The organism is Salipaludibacillus sp. CUR1, from assembly GCF_021028955.1.
Lineage (GTDB): Bacteria > Bacillota > Bacilli > Bacillales > Salisediminibacteriaceae > Salipaludibacillus.
In genome coordinates this window covers 18,992-43,327 of sequence record NZ_JAIWPE010000095.1, presented here as the reverse complement: position 1 = coordinate 43,327, position 24,336 = coordinate 18,992, and the positions used below count along the sequence as shown (strand labels likewise).

Sequence of the window (24,336 nt, the reverse complement as noted above, 5' to 3'; positions counted from 1 at the left end):
GGGGAGAGAAAATGAATGAATGGATCACCTTATTTGCAATATATCTTGCTCTTTTTTTATTCGGTATGACAGTACTCAGACACGGATTAATGGTCCGCTTCAGGTCTTCTCTGCCGGAAATTCTAACAAGGTTTGTAGACCGGCCGTGGAAAGGCTTAATTGCCGGGACGCTTGTTGCTACAGTGGTCCAGAGCAGTTCAGCAGTTATGGTTATAACTGTAGGGCTCGTAGCGGCAGGCATATTGTCTTTTAAGCATTCTGTTGGAATTATGCTTGGGGCTAATATAGGTACTGTAGCGACGCTTGAAATTCTCGCTTATGATCTGTCATCTTTTATAATGCCGTGTTTAGTGATTGGTGTTATTATGTTATTTTCCAAGACAGAGAATAATTTTGCTCTCGGCTGTCTTTTTTTTGGTTTTGCCACAATGATCATCGCTATGCAAGGATTTGAAAGTCTGGCTTATCCGCTGTCATCCATTCCTTCTGTTTATAACTGGTTCACTTCAACAAGTGACAATTCACATATCGGTATTTTAGCCGGCATCATTTTAAGCAGTGTTGTTCAATCAAGCTCCGTCGTCACTGCTATGGCGATGAGTTTTATGAATGAACACATCTTAGGGCTTCCTGCTGCCATATCTATTATGCTCGGCGCTAATATCGGCACCTGCATCACCGCCTGGTTTGCAAGCTTTGGAGGATCAAAAGAAGCAAAGCTCACAGCATATGCGCATATATGGGTAAATATTATTGGCGTCCTTCTCATTTTGCCGTTCATTGACTGGTTTTCGGCGATTGTCTCATTGACAAGCCCTTCTCCTGCTCAGCAGCTCGCACATGCTGCTTTCCTTTTTAATGCCGCCAGCTCGCTGCTTTTTCTGCCGTTTGCCGGACATCTTGCGTATATCGTTCAAAAAATACACGGCCATATTCGTTAACTTATCAGTCCGTTTTTCTATTTTAAAATGAGATCAACCGTTTCCTCAATTGCAGGTGCTGCCGATACCCGTTGCTGACTCCTCGCCGGACCGTCAAAATGGGCTGTTAATATAATTGAAAGAGCCATCCTCAAAAGTGATACTTTTGGGACAGCTCCTGCCTGACTATTAACTATTCACGGTTGCGCGTAAATCTTTTTCTGCTTTGACAAAAGAACCTATGTTATAAGGGTAGCCTGCACGATCGATTTTAACCTTTACAATTTTACCAATCATTGAGGTATCCAAAGGTACTTTTACTTTCATATAATTATCTGTGTAACCTGTTAGATAATCCGGGTTTTCTTTGTCCTTTTCTTCTGGAATCATTTCCAGAACGTGCCCCTCGTAAAGAGAAGCGTATTCTTTCGCCTGCTGATTAGACAGCTCGATTAAGTAATGGACCCGCTCATTCTTTACCTGGTCATCTACTTGATCTTCCATTCGTGCAGCAGGCGTGCCGGTACGTTTTGAATAAGGAAAGACGTGAAGTTCCGAGAAACCGATTTTTCTGATGAAATCAGCTGTTTCGTTAAATTCCTTATCCGTTTCCCCAGGAAAACCAACGATGACATCAGATGTTACAGCAAGCCCCGGCAAAGCTTTCTTCAGTCTGTCAACTCGCTCTTTATAGAATTCTGCCGTGTATTTACGGCGCATACGTTTTAATACAGTATCCGACCCTGACTGAAGCGGGACGTGGAGATGGCGTACAATTTTGTTTGAGTCATTTATAACTTGTATAACATCATCAGTTATCTGGCTGGCTTCAATTGAAGAAATACGGATCCTTTTCAAGCCCTCCACCTTCTCCAGGTCGGCTAATAAATCAGCAAGACTGTAATCTTTCATGTCTTCCCCGTAGCCGCCGGTATGAATGCCAGTCAGTACAATTTCTTTGTATCCTGCATGCACAAGCTGTTCAGCCTGCTCAAGGACATCTTGAGGCTGTCTTGAGCGCATCAGGCCTCTCGCCCAAGGAATAATGCAGAATGTGCAAAAGTTATTGCACCCTTCCTGAATTTTCAGGGAAGCCCTTGTTCTGTCGGTAAAAGAAGGCACGTCCAGTTCTTCGTACACCCTTGCCTTCATTATGTTCCCTACGCCATTAATCGGCTCCCTGCTGACACGGTACTCCTCAATATAATCAATGAGCTTATGACGGTCCTGCGTGCCGACAACAATATCAACGCCGGGAATAGCCATAACCTCAGCCGGGGAGGTTTGTGCATAGCATCCTGTCACACATACTACCGCATCCGGGTTTTTGCGGATTGCCCGTCTAATAACCTGACGGCTTTTTTTATCTCCGGTATTAGTCACCGTACACGTATTGATCACGTATACGTCTGCAATTTGCTCGTATTCAGTTTTTTCATAACCTGCCTTATGGAACAGCTGCCAGATAGCCTCTGTTTCATAATGATTAACTTTACATCCTAATGTATGGAAAGCGACACTTGGCATTAAACTCACCCCGATAATTCTAAATGATAAGATATGGCTGATAAGCCGTAAAATGGAGCTGTCTCACTCCTCAGTATGCGCGGGCCAAAAGCACAGCTGATTGCCCCTGCTTCTTTCATCACTTGTACTTCCCGATCAGAAAAACCCCCTTCAGGGCCGGTAACAAGCAAAAGACGGTCCCCCGGCTTTACTAGTTCCAGCATTTGACGGAATTGGCTTTTCTCATCAGTCTTCGCATCTTCTTCATAGGCGATTATGACATAAGAATATGAAGCAAAGCGGTTAAGAAGTTCCTTGAAAGAATGAACAGATTCTACATGCGGCACAAGACTGCGGTGGGACTGTTCACTCGCTTCCTTAGCAATTTTGTTCCATCGTTCCAGTTTCTTCTTCTCTTTTTTCTTATCCCATTTAACTACAGACCGTTCTGCTTCAAACGGAATGATTCCGCCTGCTCCCAGTTCGGTCCCTTTCTGAATAACAAGCTCCAGTTTGTCACCTTTAGGCAGACCATGAGCAAGACTAACGTGGACAGGAAGTTCTGCTGAGTGTTCAATCCTTTTAACTAGAGATGCTCTTACCTTTTCGATAGAGACCTCTTCAAGGCTGCAGACAAAACAGACACCTTCCCCGTTACAGCATATAACTTGATCGCCTGCCCGCATTCTCATTACCCGGCTGATATGCCTGGCTTCATCGCCATCAATCATAACATATTCATCATTAAAATGCTGATTACTTAAAAAATACCTTTGCATACGATCTACTCCGGTTTTTTGGCCGTGAAAGAAAGCCAGTCTTCCATTTCAATAATTTCTTCAATATAAAAACCTGAAGATTGCAGTGCCTCTCTCACCATTTCCCTTTTCGTCTGAATAATGCCGGAAGTAATAAGCTTCCCACCTGGTTTTAACGAAGTGAAAGCTTCCCCGCTCATCCCTCTGATGACTTCTGCCAGGATATTGGCAACAATTAAATCGGGGGAATGGTCAGTGTTTTCAAGTAAATTGTTTTGTCTGACGCTCACTTTATCGTGCACTTTATTAAGTTTAGTATTAATTTTAGCTGATTTAACCGCTACTTCATCCAGATCAAGGGCATCAACCTGGGAGGCTCCCAGTTTTGCTGCGGCAATACTGAGGACACCTGTACCGGTTCCTACATCCAGAACCGTGTCGCCTTGATTTAAGTGGCGTTCCAGCGCTTGAATGCAAAGTACTGTCGTCGGGTGAGTTCCTGTTCCAAAAGCCATTCCAGGGTCCAGTTCAATAATAATTTCACTGTCCTGAACCGGCGAATAGTCCTCCCATGTAGGAGTGATCGTAATATGATCAGAAACTTTAACAGGTTTATAATATTTCTTCCAGGCTGTGGCCCATTCTTCCTCGTTTACCTCGCTTAGAGTCACTTTATTGTTTCCTAAATCAATATCATAGACGAGGAGCTGGTTAATGGCCTCTTTAATTTCTTCCACAGCTTCACCTAAGAAACTGTTCACAGGAAGGTAAGCTTTGAGTAATACCCCCTCTTCAGGGTAATCATCTGGTGACAGCTCATAAATTTCTCCATATGTTGTTTCCCAATCGCGGTTAAGGTCGTCCGGATCCTCAATGACCACTCCGCTTGCTCCAGCCTCATGGAGAATATGGCTCACAGGTTCCACCGCTTCCTGGGTTGTATGAATGCATATTTCAGACCATTTCATCAAACCAGCCCTCTCTGTCTATTAATTATCCGAAGCTTTTAAAAGCTCTTTTTACTTTCTCAAAAAAATTATGGTTCTGTTCATCTGGTGCTTCATTTCCGCTTATGTCAGAAAACTCGCGAAGAAGCTCTTTCTGGCGTTCAGTAAGATTCTTAGGGGTGATAATTTTCATTTGGATATGCTGATCACCCTGCCCCATTCCTCTGACATTCGGCACGCCTTTTCCGCGCAGACGGAAATTTGTGCCTGTTTGGGTACCTGCAGGTACTTTTAATTTAACTTTCCCTTTCAAGGTAGGCACTTCAATCTCGTCGCCAAGCGCTGCCTGCACGAAAGTAATTGGCATTTCACAGAAAATGTCGTCGCCGTCCCGTTTGAAGAATTCGTGCGATTTAACGTTAAAGACAACAAACAGGTCTCCAGGAGGACCTCCGTTTACTCCACCCTCGCCTTGTCCTGCGACACGTATTTGCTGGCCTGTGTCCACGCCGGCAGGAATTTTAACATGTATTTTCTTTCGTTTTTTCACTTTCCCTTGACCGCCGCACGTACGGCATTTATGTTTAATAAATTGGCCTGTACCGCTGCAGTGGTGACATACACGGCGGTTAACGACACGGCCGAAAGGAGTGTTCTGCTCCACGTTCATCTGTCCGGATCCCCCGCAATGCTGACAGGTTTCCGGAGAGGTGCCTTCTTTTGCACCGGATCCATCACATGTTTCGCATGTTTCTTCACGCGGAATCTCAATATCTGTTTCTTTGCCGAATACTGCCTCTTTAAACTCCAAGGTCATAGTATACTGCATATCCGCTCCCTGGCGAGGCGCATTCGGGTCTCTTCTTCCTCCTCCGCCGAAGAACATATCGAATATATCACTAAATCCGCCGAAATCCCCTGCGCCTGCTCCACCGAATCCCTGGTTTGGATCTGTATGTCCAAACTGGTCGTAGTGGGCACGTTTTTGCGAATCACTTAATGTATCATAAGCTTCTTTAACTTCCTTGAATTTATCTTCCGCGTCTGCTTCTTTATTAACGTCCGGGTGGTATTTCCGAGCCAGCTTCCGGTACGCTTTCTTTATTTCTGCATCGGATGCTCCTTGATCAACCCCAAGAACATCATAAAAATCTCGCTTGCTCATGCTTCTCACTCCCGAGTTTAATCCATAACGAATATCTTATCATTCACCAGTCAAACAGGCAAGAGATCAGACAGACTTCTTCCTGCCCTCCAGTCGTGAAAAAAGTCAAAGCCAAGGAACTCCTGACTTTGACTTTTCACTCTGCTTCGTTAGAAATTACTGTTTTTTGTCGTCTTCATTAACTTCTTCATAATCTGCATCGACTACGTTATCGTCAGCGCTCTCTTCTTGTCCTTCTCCACCTTGCTGTTCCTGAGCCTGCTGTGCAGCCTGCTCGTAAAGTTTTGTGGAAAGCTGTGTAACGACTTCCTGAAGCTCGTCTTTTGCTGATCGGATCGCTTCAATATCTTCACCTTGAAGAGCTTCTTTCACTTTTTCTTTGGCAGCCTCAGCCTTCTCTTTATCAGCAGGATCTACATTGTCTTCTCCAAGATCCTTTAATGTTTTTTCAGTAGTGAAGACAAGCTGGTCAGCCTCATTGCGAAGATCTACCTCTTCACGGCGTTTCTTATCGGCTTCAGCGTTTTCTTCAGCGTCTTTAACCATTTGTTCTACTTCTTCGTCTGACAGACCGGAAGAAGAGGTAATAGTAATAGACTGTTCTTTGTTAGTTCCAAGGTCTTTCGCCCGGACATTAACAATACCGTTCGCATCGATATCGAATGTTACTTCAATCTGAGGCACGCCTCGAGGTGCCGGCGGGATATCTGTTAATTGGAAACGGCCAAGAGTTTTATTATTTGCAGCCATTTCACGTTCACCCTGAAGCACATGGATATCTACAGATGGCTGATTATCAGCTGCAGTTGAAAAAGTTTGCGATTTACTTGTAGGGATGGTTGTATTTCTTTCAATCAGTTTTGTAAAGACGCCTCCCATAGTTTCAATTCCAAGAGAAAGCGGCGTAACATCTAATAAAACAACGTCTTTTACATCCCCTGTGAGAACACCTGCCTGAATAGCCGCACCTAGCGCGACCACTTCATCAGGGTTCACCCCTTTATGAGGGTCTTTGCCGGCTACTTTCTTAATTGCTTCCTGAACAGCAGGAATACGTGTAGAACCACCGACTAGAACCACTTTATCTACCTCTCCAGCAGATAGTCCGGCATCTTGTAAAGCACGGCGTGTTGGTCCCATTGTTCTTTCAACAAGTTGGGAAGAGAGTTCTTCAAACTTGGCGCGTGTCAAATTAAGTTCCAGGTGTTTAGGTCCGGATTGGTCCGCAGTAATAAATGGCAGACTGATTTGAGTCTGGGAAACACCGGATAAATCTTTCTTCGCTTTTTCAGCCGCATCTTTAAGACGCTGAAGAGCCATTTTGTCCTGTGAAAGGTCGATACCGTTGTCTTTTTTGAACTCTTCGACAAGGTGGTCAATAATAACCTGGTCAAAGTCGTCTCCGCCTAATTTGTTGTCTCCGGAGGTTGCTTTTACTTCGAAGAAGCCGTCCCCAAGTTCAAGAATTGAAACGTCAAACGTTCCACCGCCAAGGTCATAAACGAGGATCGTCTGGTCTTCTTCTTTATCAAGGCCGTAAGCTAATGCTGCTGCTGTTGGCTCATTAACGATTCTTTCTACTTCCAGACCGGCGATTTTACCCGCGTCCTTCGTTGCCTGACGCTGGGAATCATTGAAGTAAGCAGGAACTGTAATAACAGCTTTTGAAACAGTTTCCCCTAAGTAAGCTTCAGCATCACTTTTTAATTTTTGAAGAATAATTGCCGAAATCTCCTGTGGTGTGTATTCTTTTCCTTCAGCCTCCACTTTGTAATCAGAGCCCATATGACGCTTAATAGAAGTAATCGTGTTAGGGTTGGTAATCATTTGACGCTTAGCTACTTCCCCAACCTGACGCTCACCGTCTTTAAATGAAACGACAGACGGGGTCGTTCTCGCACCTTCTGCGTTGGCAATAACAGTAGATTCTCCACCTTCCATTACAGCCACACAAGAGTTAGTTGTTCCTAAATCAATTCCAATTACTTTACTCATTAAAAATTCCTCCTATTCATTGCATATGTAGTTATGCATTAACTTTTACCATAGCTGGCCGGATGACACGGTCTTTAAGCTGATAGCCTTTCTGCATTTCTTCTACGACGATATTTGAATCATACTCATCCGTTTCGACTTGCATCACCGCCTGATGGTAGTGAGGGTCAAATGGCTCACCAACAGCGTCAATCTCAGTAATGCCTTCTTCTTCTAATGCATTCTTAATCTGACGGTAAACCATGTCCATTCCTTTTAATAAACTCTTTGTTTCTTCTTCCTGAGGAGTGATTGCCATTCCTCTTTCAAAGTTATCCAAAGCAGGCAGGAGTTTCTCCGCCAGGCTTTGCGATTTATATTTAGCAGCCGATTCTTTCTCCTGTTTCGTACGGCGCCGGAAATTATCATAGTCTGCCTGAATACGTAACATTCTGTTTGTCGCTTCTTCAAGCTTCTGTTCAAGCTGCTTCACTTCAGAATCCTGAGATTCTTCAGCAGAATCCACTTCTTCCTGATGCTGTTCGTCCTGTTTCAACTCTTCCTCTGAACCTTCTTCTTCAGAGGTTTTCTGAGACACCTCTTCATGTGTCTGTTTTTCTTCATAAGTAACATCATCAAATTCACGGTTAGTTTCGTTACCCAAGGTTCTCACCTCCTTAATTAATCACTGTAAGAGCCCCTTCATCTTTATGAGGAAGGAGCCGCTCATTTTGAGGTCATTAACTGTTTTTCTGATACCATGCTGTTAACAGCTTAGTCATATCTTTGGACAAATAATCCATAATACTTATTACTCGGGGGTATTCCATTCTGGTAGGCCCTAAAATACCAACAGTACCCATATGCTTACCGTCCAAGGAATAGGTTGCGGTAATAATTGTGCAGTCAGCAAACGGCTCAAAATGGTTTTCTTCTCCAATCTTAATTGTCAGTCCGTGGTCATCAGAACGGAAAAGCTTAGAAACGAGAGCATCCTCTTCAAAAATGTTAAGGATATTCCTTACTCGTTCTACGTCATGAAATTCAGGCTGGCTTAATATATTGGTTTTCCCGCCGTAGAAAACTTTTTCATTCTGGTGTGTCCGGAAGACTTCAAGAAGCATCTCAACCGTAGATTCGTACTGGTTGATGTACTGTTTTAAAATACTTGAAATTTCTTCTGTAAGCTTTTCTTTTAATTGTACCAGCGGGACGCCTCTCAGACGTTTATTTAATATATTAACTACTTTTTCGAGTTCAGAACTTTCAAGAGTACCCGGAAAATGCACAGTCTGGTTTTCCACATGCCCTGTATCCGTCACAATGATAACAACAGCCTGATTGTCAGAAATTGGAATGAGCTGAATCTGCCTTAAAGTAGACTCAAATACTTCAGGGCCCAACACGATAGACGTATAACTCGTTAAGTTGGACAGTACTTTTGCTGCCTGCTGAATAACCTGCTCAAATTCATTAAACCGGTTTGTTAACATCGTTTGAATATCTGACATATCTCTCTTACTCAGCTTGGACGGAGATAATAGATGGTCAACATAATAACGGTATCCCTTTTGAGAAGGTATTCTCCCTGCAGAACTGTGCGGTTTCTCCAAAAAACCAAGTTCTTCAAGGTCAGACATCTCATTTCTGATGGTGGCGGGACTATAATTAATATCTTCCCGTTTTGAAACACTTCTTGAGCCTACAGGTTCCGCATTCGTAATATAGTCATTTACGATCGCTTTAAGGATCATCAACTGACGCTCTGTCAACATTTAAATCCCCCCTGTTAGCACTCTTGGATGCCGAGTGCTAAATCTATAATATAAGTTACCAAAGAAGGATTCCTGTTGTCAACGGAGAGAGTTCATTCTTAAGAAAAAAACAACTCAGTCAGTTAGAAGAAACTGTTCAAACACCTCATTTCCAAGGAGAAGACCGTTTTTAGTCAGTTTTATTCTGCCCCCGCTTATTTCCAGCAGGCCGCGGTTAATCAGATTTTGAACGGGACCTTCAAAAACGTCTGTAACCTGTCTGCCAAACCTGTTGTGAAACTCTTTTAATGAGACGCCTTCCAACTTTCGAAGTCCCATGAACATCTGTTCTTCCATTTGTTCCTTAATCGAGACGGGGTGCTCTTCAAGATAAGGAAGTCTCTTTTCAGATACAGCTTTCATATATTTAGGGAGAGGCCCATGATTGACCCGTCTGACACCTTCCGTGTAGCTGTGTGCACCAGCCCCTGCTCCGTAATATTCCTGATTGTTCCAGTACGTCAGATTATGGCGGCTCTCATAACCTTCCTTTGCAAAGTTGCTGATCTCATAATGAACAAACTGGTGTTCTTGCAATTTTTCCTGCATATATTCATACATAGCGGCTTCTGACTCTTCTCCAGGCAATGGAAGTTTACCCTTTCTTAATAACTGATAAAACACCGTTTTTTCTTCCACCTTAAGCGAATACGCACTTATATGCTGAATAGGAAGACGTGTGATCTCAAGCAGCGAATCTGTCCACTGTTCCATTGTCTGGTTTGGAAGACCGAACATCATATCTACAGACAAGTTGTGTATCCCTGCTTTATGGCTTAACTCTACCGTTGTTTCGATATCCCCTGGCTGGTGGTCGCGGTTAATCGTTTTTAGCAAATCTTTATCAAATGTCTGCGCCCCTATACTCAGCCGGTTAACCCCTATTTCCTGCATCATTGCCAGTTTTTCTTCCTCTGCACTCCCCGGGTTCACTTCAACTGTCCATTCAGGGTCAGCTTCTAAAGGAAAAGTATTTTTGATTGATTCAAGAAGAAACTTCAGCTGCTCAGTGCTTAAAGAGGTAGGAGTTCCCCCGCCCACATAAATAGTAGATACAGGTCCGGAGGGAAATGTGCTGATTGTATGCTCCATCTCCTGTCTGCAAAGCTCAAGGTATTCATCAACAGGCTGATTTTTAAGGTAAAACTTATTAAAATCACAGTAGTGGCAAATCTGTTCACAGAAAGGCACATGAACATATAGAGACTTTGGCACTGTTATTCACCTCACTTTAAACAAAACGGACAGACCGCAGAGATTCTGCGGTCTGGGCGTGTCTACTTATTTTCATCCATACTCAGAACGGACATAAACGCTTCCTGAGGAACTTCCACGTTCCCGACATTCTTCATCCGCTTCTTTCCTTCTTTCTGCTTTTCAAGAAGCTTCCGTTTACGGGAAATGTCGCCCCCGTAACATTTAGCAAGAACATTTTTACGCATCGCTTTTATGGTAGATCGGGCGATGATTTTTTGTCCAATACTGGCCTGGACAGGCACTTCAAACTGCTGGCGCGGGATCAGTTGCTTCAATTTCTCAACGATGTTTTTACCTCTATCATACGCCGTATCCCTATGGACAATCACCGACAGGGCATCAATTTTTTCTCCATTTAGCAGTATATCCATTTTCACAAGCCGGCTTTCTTTATAACCGATTAATTCATAATCGAAAGAAGCATATCCTTTTGTACTTGATTTTAATGTATCAAAAAAGTCATAAACAATTTCCGATAACGGAAGTTCATAGACGATGTTTACACGGTTGGCATCAAGATATTTCATATCTACATAGTCCCCGCGTTTTTTTTGGCACAATTCCATTACCGGCCCGACGAAGTCGTTAGGGACCATTACTTCCGCTTTAACATAAGGTTCCTGGACACTCTCCACTTTCTGGGCATCAGGCATTTCAGCAGGATTGTCTATTCTGACTGATTCGCCATCCGTTAATTGTACTTCATACACCACGCTTGGCGCGGTGGTTATAAGGTCAATATCAAATTCACGCTCAATACGCTCCTGGATAATTTCCATATGAAGCAAACCTAAAAATCCGCAGCGGAAGCCAAAGCCAAGTGCCTGGGATGTTTCAGCCTCAAATTGCAGGGCGGCATCATTAAGTTCAAGCTTTTCCAAAGCTTCCCGCAACCCGTTATAGTCATTTGTATCAACAGGGTAAAGACCGCAGAAAACCATTGGATTGAGTCTTCGGTAACCCGGCAGAGGCTCCGCTGTCGGTTTTTCAGCGTGAGTAACAGTATCCCCTACCCGGCTGTCGCTGACATTTTTTATGGAAGCTATCATAAAGCCAACATCACCAACAGTCAGTTCTTCTTTTGATACCGGCTTTGGTGTAAAGACACCAATTTCCTGAACCTCGAACTCTTTTCCAGTGGCCATCATTTTAATCTTTTCTCCCGGTTTAACCGTTCCTTCTACAATACGCATGTAGACAATTACTCCCCGGTAAGGGTCATAAAGTGAATCAAAGATCATAGCCTTAAGAGGCGCTTCAGGGTCCCCGTCAGGTGCAGGAACATGTTTAACAACAGATTCAAGAATATCTTCAATACCTATTCCATTTTTAGCTGAAGCAAGAAGGCAGTCATCCATAGGCAAACCGATAACATCCTCTACTTCCTGTTTTACCCGGTCCGGTTCCGCACTTGGTAAATCTATTTTATTAATAACCGGAAGAATTTCCAGATCGTTATCCAGCGCTAAATAAACATTGGCAAGTGTCTGCGCTTCAATTCCCTGGGCTGCGTCCACTATAAGGAGCGCGCCCTCACAAGCAGCTAAACTGCGGGAGACTTCATAAGCAAAATCTACGTGTCCCGGTGTATCTATCAGATGAAAAATGTATTCTTCGCCATCATTAGCTTTGTAAGTCAGCTGGACAGCGTTTAATTTAATAGTAATTCCCCGCTCCCGCTCCAGGTCCATCGCATCAAGCATCTGATCCTTCATTTCACGCTGGGTAAGCGCACTTGTTTTTTCTAATATACGATCAGCTAACGTTGATTTGCCATGGTCAATGTGAGCAATAATCGAGAAGTTTCTAATTTTATCCCGTCTTTGTATTCTATCTTGAGGTTTCATTTCACTATCACTCCTACCATACTCCGATAAATGCACTATCTTTTATTATAGCAAGAATGACAGCAAACGTTCAACTTTACATATAATCAATCGAATGAACAGGGGAATTACCTATTAGTCAATCAGGGAAAACATTTTGCTGAATGCCTGCTCGAATGCCTCAGCTGTTTTTATACCTAACTCGGAAAATAACGGGCTTGGCTCTCTCTTTGGATAATCGGTGTCTGATTTTTCGACATAAAGAGGCATGGGCTCATCCAAAAGGTCCTGAATCTCTTCGTGGCTGTTATTCTTATAAACTACAAGACCTTCACTTTCTTCCATTTCAATAATATTAGGGCTGTTTTCCTTCACTTTGAATTTAACCTTTTTTCCTTCCTGTTCCGGTTCTGGTTTTTCTTCTGTTTTAATGACATTAAACCGGTCAGCTGTAAAGTCTGTCTCCTGGTCGGAATAAATAACACCAAGTATAAATCCAAACATCAGAACAGCTGACAACATAATCCCCCGTACGAATATCTGGCTCATACCACCACCCCCTGTCATTTATTCTTCAGTTTGCTGCTCCCAGTACAATTCGCTGAATACTTCAGCAAATAATTCCACTGATCTGTATACTTCTTCCAGTGTATTTTCAACTCCGCCAAACTCCACGAGCAGAGAGTTGGAGGAGAGATCCTGATTGTACACACCGTTACGGCCACTTGCGCTTACAGGCGGGGCGAATATTCCTCTGCTTAATCCGTAATACTGGTTCTGCAATTTCTGATGCAGCTTAAGCGCCAATGCTTCATTTTTTTCATAGTTCGGATTGTTTTCGCCTATTACAAATAATGTTTTTGCGTATTTTTCCCCGTTCATTTCCACTGTTGTGACTTCTCTTGGCTGTGAATCACGGTGTAAGTCAAAAAAGAATTGGATATCTTCATCTGTGCTCACCGCTTCTTCCACTATTTCACGGGAGACCTCATAGGATTGGCTGAAATGCCAATTCCGTTCATTCAGTTTGGCACCAATATCGGTCGTATCCACTTCCGCCCGAATGCCGTGTTTAGCCAGCTCTATGCCCAGTCTTTCGCCGACAAGTGTAATATTTACAGTGTCATGGAACGGGTCTGAAGCATCCTGTAATTCAGGGAGATAAGACTCACGGTTATGCGAATGAACAATATGAACAGTGACAGGGAGGTCATCTACACTCTCCGTCTCAGCTACTGACTGTTTTAAATCAGCCAGTTCTTCTATTCTCTCCGTAGACGCCTCTCTTTCGGCCAAAAGGACTTCCATTGGAGGAGACGATTCAATCGGCATATTTGTGTAATCAACCCCCTCCCCAGCTGTAATGATTCTACCGTCAAATAATGAAAAACCCGGCAATTCCCTCCCAAGAAGACTTCTTGGATCATCAGGGTTGAGGTTAGTCGCCAGTTCAAAGAACACAGGAGTCATGGAAGGCGGTTCATGACCTTCCGAAAGCGCCTGCTGAAAATAACGGTTTTCCCTCCCTAAAACATAGACGAGAGTTTCAAGAGGTATATGTTCACTCATTTTGTTAACTGAGGCTGATGTCATCGTGTAGCCGGGTCCCAGAGCTGTTAAAGTAGCTGTTGTAAAAAAAATAAAAATAACGCCTAACACAAGTGAGACGAATGTTTTTTGAAAGCTTGTCCTTTTCCAGTGTCTGTTGACGGGACGCCTTCCATATGTATAAGGCTTTTTCAACGTTCCCACCCTCTCTTATAGCCTGTCCTTACTCTATACTATGCTTTAAGAGAGGATGAAGAACCTATTTTTAATGGGTGTAAGAGCCGGAATTTTGATTTGTAACATTATTATGCAAAGCATCATTTAAACCTTGCGCCAGTAAATTGGCCATGTCTTCTATAAATTCATCTACTTCTTTTGGGGTAACCATTAAATTGTGACCGAGTGGAGCTAACACTTCCTGAATCAGCTGCCTCTTTTCCTGGTCTTCCAGCCCTCCCACTATTCCCATATAAAGCTCTCTTTCTTTTTCCCCCGGCAAATCATCTTCAGTAAGCTTTCGTTTTTCACCAAATGTCATGCCGGGAGGGGCGAGGGCACGCTTCGGCTGGTTTCCTTCTCTTATCTCCCTGCCAAAATGTTTTAACAGAAAGTCAATAGTGTCACTTGTTATAGACACAGCATCTACAACTGTCGGGACACCGATGGCTATAACCGGGACACCCAGAACTTCTTTTGAAATTTCTTTTCTTTTATTGCCGACACCAGAGCCCGGATGTATACCAGAGTCTGAAATCTGAATCGTTGTGTTCACTCTTTCAATAGACCTCGCAGCTAATGCATCAAGCGCAATAATAAAATCCGGTTTGACTTTACCGGCGACCCCCAAAATGATATCGCTTGTTTCCACGCCTGTCAGCCCCATGACTCCCGGTGAAATCGCGCTAACCGGCCTAAAACCTTCTTGAACGTTTTCCGGTTGCAGTTCAAACAGATGCTTTGTCACTAAAAGGTTTTCAGTCACAAGCGGACCAAGTGCATCCGGAGTCACATTCCAGTTTCCCAGTCCGACGACAAGACACGTATGGTGAGGCTCTATACCCAATGAGGTTAGAAACCCGGCAAACTCCCGTGCAAAAACCTCCTGTGCCTTTCTCTGAAGTTCAGTGTCTTTCTGTCTGATCCCGTCAATCTGCAAAGTAATATACTTTCCTGCTTTTTTCCCTAATTGTTCAGAAACAGTCTCGTCTATCGTTACATACGTAATACTTACGCCATCCACCTCTTTTTCATGAATGTCTACTCCTGTCTGTTCAGCCGGTTCCTGTCTCTCTTTTTTTTCCTTTGCCAATGAATGAGCTTCTACAGCTAAATCTGTTCTGACCTGATATTGGGATAAATCCAAATCCGGCATTTGCTTCAACCCTTTCTTATTGAGAATACTGATGTCTTGCTAACATTGGAAAATGTTATTGCAAATTAAATTTCATTTTGGTACAATCCTTATTGTTGCACGCAAAACGAAACGTTATTACGGTTGCATCGAGGAGGTGAAACAGATGGCAAACATTAAATCTGCTATCAAACGTGGTCGAACTATTGAAAAGCAACGAGCTCAGAATGCTTCATTTAAATCCGACCTTCGTAGATCAATCAAAGTTTTTAACACAAAAGCTGATCAAAAAGATGTAGAGGGTGCTAAAGAAGCATTCCTTACAGCTACTAAGAAAATTGATAAAGCTGCAAACAGAGGTATTTTCCATAAAAACGCAGCAAACCGCCAGAAGTCACGTTTACAAAAGCGTTTAAACGAACTTTCTGCGTAACAGTAAAAGGCAGTCACTTATGTTAGTGATATGCCTTTTTATTTTGCTCAATTTAAATAAAAATTCTCCATAAAAAAACTTGGCTCACCGACAATTCCTGTCGAGAGTGCTTTTTCCTTCAGGCGTCTCGTTATTTATTGAGCAAGCGTTTACCTGGCGGACTCAGATGTTACTTTTGTCTGTGTCAGAATTAATCTTCTTTATGTACAAAAGCAAAAATCCGAACAAATACCGGCTACTTGTTCGGATTCCTTTGATGACTATTATTTTTTGTCCAGCCTCTCTGCTTGCATTCGGCTTCCCAATATCTAAATCGGCTGTTTTCTCCCTGCTTGCCTTTTAAGCAAAAACAGCTCAACCCCTAACTGATCATTGATCTGTCCTGTTTTTATACGGTAATCCAGATCCGCCAGCTGATTAATTAACTGCAGTAATTCATCCTCCCTGAAACGCTGAACCTGTCTTGCTGCCAGCTTGACTGCATAAGGGTGAAGTTTCAGCTGGGAGGCCATGACTTTTTCACTGTACCCTTGTTTGTTGAGCTGTTTCACCTGGTAAAGAATACGGAACTGTCTGACCATTAAAGCCATTATTTTAAGAGGCGCTTCCTTCTGCTTAAGGAGATCCTTATAAATTTTTAAAGCTTGTGGGACCCGGGCTTTTACGACAGCGTCTACCAGGCTGAATATATCCTGCTCAAGCGACCTGGCGACAAGGTCTTCTACATGCTTTTTTTGAATTGTCTCTCCTTCGCCAGCGTAAATCGCAAGCTTATTAATTTCAGAAGCCATCACCATTAAGTCTGCACCGGTTAGAATGAGAAGACTGTCCTGAGCCTCCTGATCAAACTGGACGTGGAACTCTTTTGCCTTTTCAGTAATCCATTGCCTCAGCTCCCGTTCTTCCAACGGCCTTCCTTCCATAACCTTACCTTGTTTTTTAAGTGTTTTAACAAGTTTTTTTCTTTCATCAAGCTTTTCATAAGGCACGTGTACAATCATTGTTGTTTCCATAGCAGGTTCTTCTATGTAAGCGAGCAGTGCTTTTAGATTATGCTCCACTTTATCCGTTTGTTTTTGTGTGGAAAAAAAATAGGCATCCTTAAGTAAGACAACACGGCGCCCTCCCATGAAAGGAAAGGTGTAGGCCTCTTCCACAGCCAGATCCACGGAGTGTTCATTCATATCAAAACGCGATAAATTAAATTCCTGTTCTTCCGGAGATAATGCTTTGGAAACAATCCTGTTTAAAATATCTTCAATTAAGTATGTTTCTGATCCGTATAATAAATACAAAGGAGCCAAATCCCCTTTATTTAACTCTTTTAACATTTGGACATAAGACACAACTGTCCCTCCTCCTCTTACTTTCTTCAATGTATTTTACCATACCGGCAAAAGGAAAGGAAAAAGGGAAACGGTTATAAAACCGCTCCCCATTTATGATAAACGCCTCCAGTGAAACACCTAGGATAATCACCGGTGACGATAATCAACTTACATTCTTTTGTAATGATATCTTATCCTATGCCAGCCAATTATATAGGTGACAACTATTAGGAAAAGTGGAACACATTTTCCTTGGTTAAAATCACATGCTGACTTAATTTCATATCTGGATTTTTTTTTAGGAATCGACTATACTATTTAAGTGACAGGAGGGATAAAGAATGAACGAATTCGAAAAAGATGTCCAGACAAAAAGAAATGATTTTATTGACAGTGCGGTAGGATTCGTAGTTGTTTTCGGTTTCTTTGCAACGATTTTCATTATCGCCCAGGTAATTGATCTTTTAACATAAGTTTTAAGGCTACATAAAACCTATAAACAGCACACTCTTTTTTAAGGGTGTGTTTTTTATTTGTTTTCCAAACAGATTTTTTACGTTACGCTCTTAATAAGATTTAAAGTGCCCGCTTACTGCTCTTCTAATAAAAAAGGAGTAATTGTATAATCGCCATCCTTTAATTTCACCGTCACCGCTCCGTGTTTATCAGTTCTGAAAATAAGTATTTCTTTACTGTCCATCAAATTTGTGACCTCAGTATGGGGATGGCCGTAACGATTGTTCTCTCCTGCGGAAATCAAGCCGGCATGCGGGCTTACCTGTGCCAGAAATTCCTCCTGTGAAGAAGATAAACTGCCGTGATGAGCCACTTTTAAGATGTCTGCTTTTAAGTCTGGAAAATTCCTTAAAAGCCTATTCTCTCCTTCTTCTTCCAGATCTCCTGTAAATAATAATGTGACGTTGTTAACTGATGCCAAAATGACAATTGACCGGGCATTTTCCTTATCCTCATCGCCTTCAGGATGGAGAATATAAAACCAGTCTTTTCCTTCCGTCCACCCCATTCCTTTTTCAGCAAATATAAGAGGTATACGGTCTTCCACAAGGCATTCAAGGCTATTCTTGGCTTCCTCAGGTATCGATTGCGATTTGGGATAATAAGCCTCTGCTATCGTAAATTTATCAGTCAGATAACATGTTTCACCAATATGGTCAAAATGCCCGTGTGTGAGAATAAGCTTGTCAATTCTTTTAATTCCTTTTGCCTTTAAAAAAGGTTCAATTACATACATCCCAGGCCCTGTCGATTCATTCCTGTTAAGCGTTTGCCCATTATCCCAAGGCATGATGCCTCCTGTATCTATCAGATAAACCCCCTTTCTATACGGCAACTCAATTACAAAAGCATCACCCTGCCCGACATCAAGCATAGTTACAGACCCTTCCTCTTTAAAATATGGCATAAAAGCCTGCAGAAAGACGATCCCAGCTACCAGACTGCATCCCATTACTCTTAAGCTTATCCGCTGACTTTCAAACAGGAGAAGGCTTATAACGACTGTTATTATCATTAACCAGAGCATAAAGTCAGAAGGCTGGCCTAAGACGGCAACAGTCCAGGGTACTTCTGAAAAATACAGAGTAAGCCTGTCAATCAAATGAATACTTGCAGAACCAATAGAGAGCAGCAAATCCGATAATTTCCCGGAAACCGGCTGTAAGAGCACCGTTAAAAATGAAAGGGGTAAGATCCAAAAAGATATGAACGGAATAAACAGCAAATTCATGGGCAGAAAAAGGACAGGAAACTCATAGAAATGATAAAGAGTCAGTGGAAAAGAAATCATTTGGGCTATAGTAGAAGTTTTAGCCAGGAGAATAAGACGGGAACTGTCAGTAAGAATAGATTTAGACAGCAGAAGAGAGAAAGTGGTGAGAAAGGAAAGCTGAAAGCCTAAGTGAAATAAATAAAGCGGATTATAAATTAATAATGCCAGGCACACAGCAGAAATAATATCGAGAATTGATATTTTCAGTTTCATTTTGAACGAAAGTATAACTAACATACACATTAGTGAGGCACGAATAACAGAAGGTGCTCCTCCTGCAATCACAATATAAACAGGCAGCAGCAATAACACAATTGTACCTGCCGTTTCCCTTGTAAAACCTGCTCTGTATAACAGATAGTAAGCAGCAAAAGTAATAAGGCCTACATGAAGGCCCGAAACAGCGAGTAGGTGCAAAATACCGAACCGGCGATAAAAATCAATTTTTTCCTTATCTATAAAGGATCTGTCTCCGAAAACGAGAGCAGTTATTAAAGCTGCAATTTCTTTCTCATCCTCTTGAGCCATACGGGAGATTTTTCGGCTTCGCCAGCTGCCCAGGTTTTTTAACAGCGGCACTTTCGGCTCTTCACAATAAACATGAGAGGACTGAACCTTTACAAGCCAATGAATTTTTTGCTCATATAAATATTTTTTGTAGTCAAATGTGTAGGGATTTTTACGAGGGGAGGGCTGCTCAAGCTTGCCTTTAAAGTAGCACGTCTCATAAAGGGAAGGTTCAGAAGAATCCATTTCATCAGGCAGATAGACTTGAATGAATTCTCCAGTATCCAGTTTCAGCTGAAATGACCAGTTTAATTCTGAGGAAGTCAGCCTGGGAACTGACTTAATAACTCCTTGAAAATTTGTTTCGTGTCCTGTCAGATTCGTTTCGATTTTACTTGTATACATACTTCCGTAAGTAAAGAATAAAAGGGCTGTAAGAGAATATATGGCCAGTGTCCAGCCTGTCTGTCTGCGGGTAATATATTTTAAGTGAGGGAGAAGACCGAAGATAATAAAAGTAATGGACCAGAAGTTCAGGCCGAGGAGTGAGAATGCCAATCCGCTTACAGCAAAATAAACGGTGCAATAGAACCTTGGTTTCATGACTGCCTCCTGAAAACAGTTTTAAGGGAAGGAGACAGGGAAAGCTGGCTGCTTCCCCCTTTGTTATGTAGAAGATGTATAAAGACGGTTTGCCTCTTCCTTTAATTTGGCTATTTCTTCGTTCTCCGCTCCACGTTCCTCCAGTTGCTTTAATAACCGGGCTGTAAAAGAGAGCTTTTCCCTGTTTTTTGTATCGAGAATCATCTCCTCCAGCTCCACTTGTTCCACGGCCACACCAGCCTGCTCAAAAAGCTCCACTGCAAAATCGTGATTTTTATAATCTTCAGCGTAATACACTTTCTTAATCCCTGCCTGAATAATAGATTTACAGCAATTTAAACATGGGAAATGAGTAACATAAATTTCTGCACCTTCGGCAGGCACACCAAATTTGGCACACTGAAGCAAAGCATTTATTTCAGCGTGAATCGTACGGACACAATGATTATCTATTAAAAAACACCCTTCATCAATACAGTGTTTACCGCCCGAAATAGACCCATTATACCCGCCAGCGATGATCCGTTTATCTCTGACTATGGTGGCTCCTACCATTAACCTCGTACAGGTGCTCCTTAAAGCAAGCAGATGGCTCTGCGCCATAAAATACTGGTGCCATGAAATTCTTTCCATTATATTTAAACCTCCTGGATGATTAATTTTAAAGACACGCTTCAGGTCTTAAACAAGTGTAGACAAGTTACAGGGCTGGCGTCAACGCCACTTAACCATTTTATCTGATAATTATTTTATCAACGATATTTTCCAATGTTTTTTCGCCTATGCCCGGCACTTCTTTTAACTCCTCCCCACTCTTAAACGGTCCGTTTTCATCTCTGTAATTTATAATGGCGTCAGCTTTAGCAGGACCAATACCCGGCAGTGCAGTCAGTTCTTCAGCAGATGCTGAGTTAATTAAGATACCTTCCTGTTGAGAAGAAGTTCCCGCCTGGGCAGGACTTGCAGGGAGGATATTTTCATATTCTTCATCCATAGACGGTACGTAAATAACCATCTCGTCATAACAGCGTTCTGCTAAATTAATTAGTTTATCATTTGCATTTCCTGTGAACCCGCCAGCTTTTAAGATCGCATCCTGCACCCTTTCACCTTCTTCCACGGTATATATTCCTGTGTTTACAACTTCTCCTTTTATGTCAACTATGAAGGTTTCCTGCTTAAAAGCTTCCTGACTTTCAGAAACCTCCTCTTCACCGGTTTCCTCTTCCCATGGAAACACCGCATGCTGCTCCTTCTCACTTTCTCCCTTTTCACCCGCCGGCAAAAAGAAAATTAGAAATAATGCAACTGAGACTGCACCTCCGATAACCATGAATAAGCCTTTTTGAGGAAGCAGGTCTTTAAGAACATTCATCTTTTTCCCCCTTTCTTATCATTAAATATCTTTTATTTCATATCTTTTAAAGATGGACTATAAGGAGTGATAGTGGTGAAAAAATTAGGTTTTATCGGTACAGGAAGCATGGGGAGCCTGTTAATTGAAGCATTTATAAAAGCTGGAGCACCAGAAGATCATTTCCATGTGACAAACCGCAGTCTTCACAAAGCAAAGGCGCTCCAGGAAAAATACCGGGGTATACACATTCATCAGGATGCTTTGTCAATTGCAAAAGAGGCCGAATGGCTGTTTATATGCACCAAGCCATTGGAAATGGTGACCGTGCTGGATAAGTTATCAGCTCACATCAAGCCAGGCCAGGTTATTATCACTATTACCAGCCCTTTACAAGTAGAAGAAACAGAATTACTTGTTAATAATCAGGAAATTCCGGTCGCCAGATTTATTCCAAGTATTGTGAATCTTTCTCTTACGGGACCTTCTTTGATTACATTCAGTGAAAGATGTACAGAAGGTATGCGTAATGATTTGAGAGACTTATTTTCAACCATATCAACACCTGTGTTAATAGATCCTTCTGTTACACGGGTTGCTTCCGATATAGCCAGCTGCGGTCCTGCATTTATAAGTTTTCTTGTGGAGCGAATGATTAAAGGGGCTGTCGAAGAGAGGAACATTGATGAGAAAACTGCCACCGCTATTGCGGAATCCATGCTTATAGGGTACGGAGAACTGATGAAGCAAAATTATTTTGATTTGTCCTCTTTACAAAAAAGAGTTACCGTGCCAGGTGGTGTAACCGGTGTGGGTTTAAAAGTATTAAACAATGAAACAGGGGATATGTTTCACAAGCTGTTCAGGGAAACAGAAAAGAAGTATCAGGAAGACCGTAAAGGCATTCAGAAGAAAATGCGAAGATAAAAGAAGCTGGTCTGAACCAGCTTCTTTTATTATACCTCACCTTATTAAAATTGCTAACTACTTTTTTACAGCTTTAAAAAAGACTCTATCGTCGTCATCTTTAAGTTCTTCTTCGCCAAACCCGCCGGTTATTTCTATGTGATCAAAACCTGCTTCTTTCAGCCAGTTTAAATATTCCCGCGGAAGGAACGTACGCTGGTAATGCTCTTCGTCCAGGCGTTCATAAGTACCTTCTTTATTTTTCATAAAAAAAGTAAGCGAATGGCGGACACTTAATGGTTCATTTTCCGGTTCACAAAACCACATGTATGATAATGATTCTTCATTTTCCCCATAGAGCTGATTGTCAAAAATATGTTCCATTTTATAAGGAGAATGGGCATCAAACAGAAAAACCCCTCCCGGCTTTAAAGCGAGGGCAATTTTTCGGAAGGTTTTCTTTACATCTTCTTCCTTATTAAGATAATTGATGCCGTCACAGAATAAAGTAACGCCGTCCAATTCAGTAAAACCGCTCAACTCACACATATCCTGTAAATATAAAGGAATATTTTGCGAACTTTGGCGGACTTTATCTTCAGCTACTGTCAGCATATCCTGGGATAGATCTGCTCCTGCCATATTAAAACCATGCTCTGCCATCATGAGTGTAAACGTTCCTGTCCCGCAGGCTACATCGACTACGTTTCCGCCTTCTTTTAAATGCCTGCTGGCATAGGTCATCCAGGATTCATAAGGTGCATCTTCCATAAGAGCATCATACAGGGACGCAAAGTGCTCAAGGGTCATTTCATCACTCTCTTTCCAGCATCACGCCTTACGGCTGAATAATGTTTTCAAGCTCCATTACAGGAGCGTCGCCCCAAAGTTTTTCCAGATTATAATACGGTCTCTCATCTTTATGAAAAACGTGCACAATGACATCATTCAGGTCAATCAGAACCCATCTGGCATCTTCGAGACCTTCAAGTCTTTTTACATCAAGTCCTGCAATATTAGCCCGGTCTTTTACTTCTCTTGCAATTGCTTCCACCTGTGTCTCTGAATTACCATGACAGATAACAAAATAATCAGCCATCAGGGAAACTTCCTGCATGTTCAGTGCAGTAATTTGATGGGCGTTTTTATCATCAACTGCTCTTACAGCAAGGTCCAGTTTATCTTTTGGTTCCATAAAGTATTACCCTCCATACTTTCTCATATTTATTGCAAACTCATTATAAGCTTCAAACGTGTCAGGATACACAGGCAATGACTTTTCTGAAAGAAAAACAATCGTATTCCTCAAAGCTTCAAGACAGCCTTTATCCAAATCGGTTCCGGCTGTTTCTCTTACTTGACCGGCTTCAGGAAAGGTTCTTCCAGGTTCAATATAATCAGCTAAAAAAACAATCTTTTCTTCTATTGTCATGCCAGCTCTTCCCGTCGTATGATACCGGATTGCAGATAATATAATATCATCATTCACTTTCAATTCTTCCTGAACATACACGGCTCCCACAAAAGAATGAAGCAGTTCATTACCGTATTCAAGAAGTCTGTTCGGCAGATGCCTGTTATTTAACACAGTCGATCTCATTTCATCATAAGAACGATATTTCGCATAGTCATGCAGGATAGCTGCAAGCCTTATTTTCTCCAAATTTCCGCCAAATCTTTCAGCTAACTTGGAAGCTTCTGAGACCACGCGTTCTGTATGCTCGAACCTCCGCGGCTTTAAAGCCTTTCGGACAATTTCAAACGCCTGCGCTTCATTCATATAAATGATTCTCCTTTATATATTCGTAAACTCCTTCTGGCAACACAAACCGGTTGATGGCCCCTTCTTTTAAACTCTTTCTGATATAAGTTGAGGATAATTCCACACTCACATCATCCAGCACAGTCATGCGGGAAGGTGCGTCTGCATCAGATATTAAAAAGCCCGGCCGTGAGATAACAATAAAAGGGATCATTTCTTTTAATTGGTCATATTTATACCACTTGTGGAAATTATTTAAACTGTCTCCTCCCATAATAAAATAAAATTGTTTATTAGAATATTCCTTTTGAAGGAGCCTGACGGTGTCAACCGTATAAGAGGGACCTGACCTTTCCATTTCTAATGTGCAAAGCCTGTATGCCGGATGCAGTTCTGCCGCCTTGGCAACAAGCTTAATCCGGTCTTGTTCAGAAATACCGGACGCCAGCTTTTTATGTGGAGGAATATGATTCGGCATCCACCAGATTTCATCAAGCTTTTTCTTTAATCTGGCTTCCTCAGCCATAATCAAATGTCCAAGATGCGGAGGGTCAAAAGTCCCCCCCAGCAGACCAACTTTCTTCATAA

At 42.2% G+C, this 24,336-nt stretch carries 24 protein-coding genes; 4 read left to right on the top strand and 20 right to left on the bottom strand.

Features of this window, described 5'->3' with window-relative positions; genetic code table 11:
- Window positions 1-11 precede the first annotated feature (11 nt).
- Window positions 12-941: a Na/Pi symporter gene (locus K8O68_RS17610; protein WP_230898095.1), complete on the top strand. Its 930-nt coding sequence runs from the start codon at window positions 12-14 to the stop codon at window positions 939-941.
- A 168-nt stretch (window positions 942-1,109) separates the two neighbouring features.
- On the opposite strand, the gene mtaB is transcribed toward K8O68_RS17610, so the two are convergent.
- From mtaB to gpr, 12 genes are all read right to left on the bottom strand, one after another.
- Complete coding sequence (gene mtaB, locus K8O68_RS17605) at window positions 1,110-2,447, bottom strand: tRNA (N(6)-L-threonylcarbamoyladenosine(37)-C(2))-methylthiotransferase MtaB (protein WP_230898094.1); 1,338 nt, start codon at window positions 2,445-2,447, stop codon at window positions 1,110-1,112.
- 5 nt (window positions 2,448-2,452) lie between these two features.
- Window positions 2,453-3,205 carry a 16S rRNA (uracil(1498)-N(3))-methyltransferase gene (locus tag K8O68_RS17600; RefSeq protein ID WP_230898093.1) on the bottom strand — a complete coding sequence of 251 codons (753 nt, stop codon included), beginning with the start codon at window positions 3,203-3,205 and terminating at the stop codon, window positions 2,453-2,455.
- A 5-nt stretch (window positions 3,206-3,210) separates the two neighbouring features.
- A complete protein-coding gene (gene prmA, locus K8O68_RS17595; RefSeq protein WP_230898092.1) occupies window positions 3,211-4,152 on the bottom strand; it encodes a 50S ribosomal protein L11 methyltransferase in 942 nt (313 codons plus the stop codon).
- A 25-nt stretch (window positions 4,153-4,177) separates the two neighbouring features.
- Window positions 4,178-5,296 (bottom strand): molecular chaperone DnaJ, encoded by a 1,119-nt coding sequence (gene dnaJ / locus K8O68_RS17590; protein ID WP_230898091.1) that lies wholly within the window; start codon window positions 5,294-5,296, stop codon window positions 4,178-4,180.
- 156 nt (window positions 5,297-5,452) lie between these two features.
- Window positions 5,453-7,291, bottom strand: coding sequence for a molecular chaperone DnaK (gene dnaK, locus K8O68_RS17585; RefSeq protein WP_230898090.1), 1,839 nt, complete (start codon window positions 7,289-7,291; stop codon window positions 5,453-5,455).
- A 31-nt stretch (window positions 7,292-7,322) separates the two neighbouring features.
- Window positions 7,323-7,934: a nucleotide exchange factor GrpE gene (gene grpE, locus K8O68_RS17580; protein ID WP_230898089.1), complete on the bottom strand. Its 612-nt coding sequence runs from the start codon at window positions 7,932-7,934 to the stop codon at window positions 7,323-7,325.
- Window positions 7,935-8,010: 76 nt separating this feature from the next.
- Entirely contained in the window at window positions 8,011-9,045 is a 1,035-nt protein-coding gene (gene hrcA / locus K8O68_RS17575) for a heat-inducible transcriptional repressor HrcA (RefSeq protein WP_230898088.1), read from the bottom strand.
- 114 nt (window positions 9,046-9,159) lie between these two features.
- A complete protein-coding gene (gene hemW, locus K8O68_RS17570; RefSeq protein ID WP_230898087.1) occupies window positions 9,160-10,299 on the bottom strand; it encodes a radical SAM family heme chaperone HemW in 1,140 nt (379 codons plus the stop codon).
- A 62-nt stretch (window positions 10,300-10,361) separates the two neighbouring features.
- Window positions 10,362-12,188 (bottom strand): translation elongation factor 4, encoded by a 1,827-nt coding sequence (gene lepA, locus K8O68_RS17565; protein ID WP_230898086.1) that lies wholly within the window; start codon window positions 12,186-12,188, stop codon window positions 10,362-10,364.
- Between the two features lie 114 nt (window positions 12,189-12,302).
- Window positions 12,303-12,716, bottom strand: coding sequence for a hypothetical protein (locus K8O68_RS17560; RefSeq protein WP_230898085.1), 414 nt, complete (start codon window positions 12,714-12,716; stop codon window positions 12,303-12,305).
- A gap of 18 nt (window positions 12,717-12,734) precedes the next feature.
- Entirely contained in the window at window positions 12,735-13,910 is a 1,176-nt protein-coding gene (gene spoIIP / locus K8O68_RS17555) for a stage II sporulation protein P (protein ID WP_230898084.1), read from the bottom strand.
- Between the two features lie 70 nt (window positions 13,911-13,980).
- The gene (gene gpr / locus K8O68_RS17550; protein ID WP_230898083.1) at window positions 13,981-15,087 is read right to left on the bottom strand and encodes a GPR endopeptidase; all 1,107 of its coding nucleotides are present in this window, start codon (window positions 15,085-15,087) and stop codon (window positions 13,981-13,983) included.
- A 145-nt stretch (window positions 15,088-15,232) separates the two neighbouring features.
- On the opposite strand from gpr, the gene rpsT reads away from it, so the two are divergent.
- Window positions 15,233-15,499, top strand: coding sequence for a 30S ribosomal protein S20 (gene rpsT / locus K8O68_RS17545; protein ID WP_093047877.1), 267 nt, complete (start codon window positions 15,233-15,235; stop codon window positions 15,497-15,499).
- Window positions 15,500-15,807: 308 nt separating this feature from the next.
- Here rpsT and holA read toward each other — a convergent pair whose 3' ends face one another.
- Window positions 15,808-16,845 (bottom strand): DNA polymerase III subunit delta, encoded by a 1,038-nt coding sequence (gene holA, locus K8O68_RS17540; protein ID WP_230898082.1) that lies wholly within the window; start codon window positions 16,843-16,845, stop codon window positions 15,808-15,810.
- A gap of 323 nt (window positions 16,846-17,168) precedes the next feature.
- Between holA and K8O68_RS17535 the strand changes: the two genes are divergently transcribed.
- Window positions 17,169-17,300: a YqzM family protein gene (locus K8O68_RS17535; protein WP_093047881.1), complete on the top strand. Its 132-nt coding sequence runs from the start codon at window positions 17,169-17,171 to the stop codon at window positions 17,298-17,300.
- Window positions 17,301-17,416: 116 nt separating this feature from the next.
- On the opposite strand, the gene K8O68_RS17530 is transcribed toward K8O68_RS17535, so the two are convergent.
- The 3 genes from K8O68_RS17530 to K8O68_RS17520 all read right to left on the bottom strand — a co-directional run bounded on the left by K8O68_RS17530 (window position 17,417) and on the right by K8O68_RS17520 (window position 21,101).
- Window positions 17,417-19,726, bottom strand: a complete 2,310-nt coding sequence (locus K8O68_RS17530) for a DNA internalization-related competence protein ComEC/Rec2 (protein WP_230898081.1) — start codon at window positions 19,724-19,726, stop codon at window positions 17,417-17,419.
- Window positions 19,727-19,789: 63 nt separating this feature from the next.
- Window positions 19,790-20,359, bottom strand: coding sequence for a ComE operon protein 2 (locus K8O68_RS17525; RefSeq protein ID WP_093047884.1), 570 nt, complete (start codon window positions 20,357-20,359; stop codon window positions 19,790-19,792).
- A gap of 100 nt (window positions 20,360-20,459) precedes the next feature.
- The gene (locus tag K8O68_RS17520) at window positions 20,460-21,101 is read right to left on the bottom strand and encodes a helix-hairpin-helix domain-containing protein (RefSeq protein WP_230898080.1); all 642 of its coding nucleotides are present in this window, start codon (window positions 21,099-21,101) and stop codon (window positions 20,460-20,462) included.
- Window positions 21,102-21,176: 75 nt separating this feature from the next.
- Between K8O68_RS17520 and comER the strand changes: the two genes are divergently transcribed.
- Window positions 21,177-22,007 (top strand): late competence protein ComER, encoded by an 831-nt coding sequence (gene comER, locus K8O68_RS17515; protein WP_230898079.1) that lies wholly within the window; start codon window positions 21,177-21,179, stop codon window positions 22,005-22,007.
- Window positions 22,008-22,064: 57 nt separating this feature from the next.
- Here comER and K8O68_RS17510 read toward each other — a convergent pair whose 3' ends face one another.
- Genes K8O68_RS17510 through K8O68_RS17495 form a run of 4 tightly spaced genes read right to left on the bottom strand, consistent with a single transcriptional unit; the run spans window position 22,065 to window position 24,334 of the window.
- On the bottom strand, window positions 22,065-22,796 hold the full coding sequence (locus K8O68_RS17510) for a class I SAM-dependent DNA methyltransferase (protein ID WP_230898078.1): 732 nt from the start codon (window positions 22,794-22,796) through the stop codon (window positions 22,065-22,067).
- Window positions 22,797-22,824: 28 nt separating this feature from the next.
- Window positions 22,825-23,181: a ribosome silencing factor gene (gene rsfS, locus K8O68_RS17505; protein WP_230898077.1), complete on the bottom strand. Its 357-nt coding sequence runs from the start codon at window positions 23,179-23,181 to the stop codon at window positions 22,825-22,827.
- A gap of 6 nt (window positions 23,182-23,187) precedes the next feature.
- On the bottom strand, window positions 23,188-23,766 hold the full coding sequence (gene yqeK, locus K8O68_RS17500) for a bis(5'-nucleosyl)-tetraphosphatase (symmetrical) YqeK (RefSeq protein WP_230898076.1): 579 nt from the start codon (window positions 23,764-23,766) through the stop codon (window positions 23,188-23,190).
- Entirely contained in the window at window positions 23,759-24,334 is a 576-nt protein-coding gene (locus K8O68_RS17495) for a nicotinate-nucleotide adenylyltransferase (protein WP_230898075.1), read from the bottom strand. The genes yqeK and K8O68_RS17495 overlap by 8 nt, the downstream gene beginning before the upstream one ends.
- Window positions 24,335-24,336: the final 2 nt, after the last annotated feature.

What these genes read in the sequence shown, in the direction of transcription:
- K8O68_RS17610 (WP_230898095.1), top strand. Translation starts at nt 12, where the DNA reads ATGAATGAATGGATCACCTTATTTGCAATATATCTTGCTCTTTTTTTA.
- mtaB (WP_230898094.1), bottom strand. Translation starts at nt 2,447, where the DNA reads ATGCCAAGTGTCGCTTTCCATACATTAGGATGTAAAGTTAATCATTAT.
- K8O68_RS17600 (WP_230898093.1), bottom strand. Translation starts at nt 3,205, where the DNA reads ATGCAAAGGTATTTTTTAAGTAATCAGCATTTTAATGATGAATATGTT.
- prmA (WP_230898092.1), bottom strand. Translation starts at nt 4,152, where the DNA reads ATGAAATGGTCTGAAATATGCATTCATACAACCCAGGAAGCGGTGGAA.
- dnaJ (WP_230898091.1), bottom strand. Translation starts at nt 5,296, where the DNA reads ATGAGCAAGCGAGATTTTTATGATGTTCTTGGGGTTGATCAAGGAGCA.
- dnaK (WP_230898090.1), bottom strand. Translation starts at nt 7,291, where the DNA reads ATGAGTAAAGTAATTGGAATTGATTTAGGAACAACTAACTCTTGTGTG.
- hrcA (WP_230898088.1), bottom strand. Translation starts at nt 9,045, where the DNA reads ATGTTGACAGAGCGTCAGTTGATGATCCTTAAAGCGATCGTAAATGAC.
- lepA (WP_230898086.1), bottom strand. Translation starts at nt 12,188, where the DNA reads ATGAAACCTCAAGATAGAATACAAAGACGGGATAAAATTAGAAACTTC.
- K8O68_RS17560 (WP_230898085.1), bottom strand. Translation starts at nt 12,716, where the DNA reads ATGAGCCAGATATTCGTACGGGGGATTATGTTGTCAGCTGTTCTGATG.
- gpr (WP_230898083.1), bottom strand. Translation starts at nt 15,087, where the DNA reads ATGCCGGATTTGGATTTATCCCAATATCAGGTCAGAACAGATTTAGCT.
- rpsT (WP_093047877.1), top strand. Translation starts at nt 15,233, where the DNA reads ATGGCAAACATTAAATCTGCTATCAAACGTGGTCGAACTATTGAAAAG.
- K8O68_RS17535 (WP_093047881.1), top strand. Translation starts at nt 17,169, where the DNA reads ATGAACGAATTCGAAAAAGATGTCCAGACAAAAAGAAATGATTTTATT.
- K8O68_RS17530 (WP_230898081.1), bottom strand. Translation starts at nt 19,726, where the DNA reads ATGAAACCAAGGTTCTATTGCACCGTTTATTTTGCTGTAAGCGGATTG.
- K8O68_RS17525 (WP_093047884.1), bottom strand. Translation starts at nt 20,359, where the DNA reads ATGGAAAGAATTTCATGGCACCAGTATTTTATGGCGCAGAGCCATCTG.
- K8O68_RS17520 (WP_230898080.1), bottom strand. Translation starts at nt 21,101, where the DNA reads ATGAATGTTCTTAAAGACCTGCTTCCTCAAAAAGGCTTATTCATGGTT.
- K8O68_RS17510 (WP_230898078.1), bottom strand. Translation starts at nt 22,796, where the DNA reads ATGACCCTTGAGCACTTTGCGTCCCTGTATGATGCTCTTATGGAAGAT.
- rsfS (WP_230898077.1), bottom strand. Translation starts at nt 23,181, where the DNA reads ATGGAACCAAAAGATAAACTGGACCTTGCTGTAAGAGCAGTTGATGAT.
- yqeK (WP_230898076.1), bottom strand. Translation starts at nt 23,766, where the DNA reads ATGAATGAAGCGCAGGCGTTTGAAATTGTCCGAAAGGCTTTAAAGCCG.
- K8O68_RS17495 (WP_230898075.1), bottom strand. Translation starts at nt 24,334, where the DNA reads ATGAAGAAAGTTGGTCTGCTGGGGGGGACTTTTGACCCTCCGCATCTT.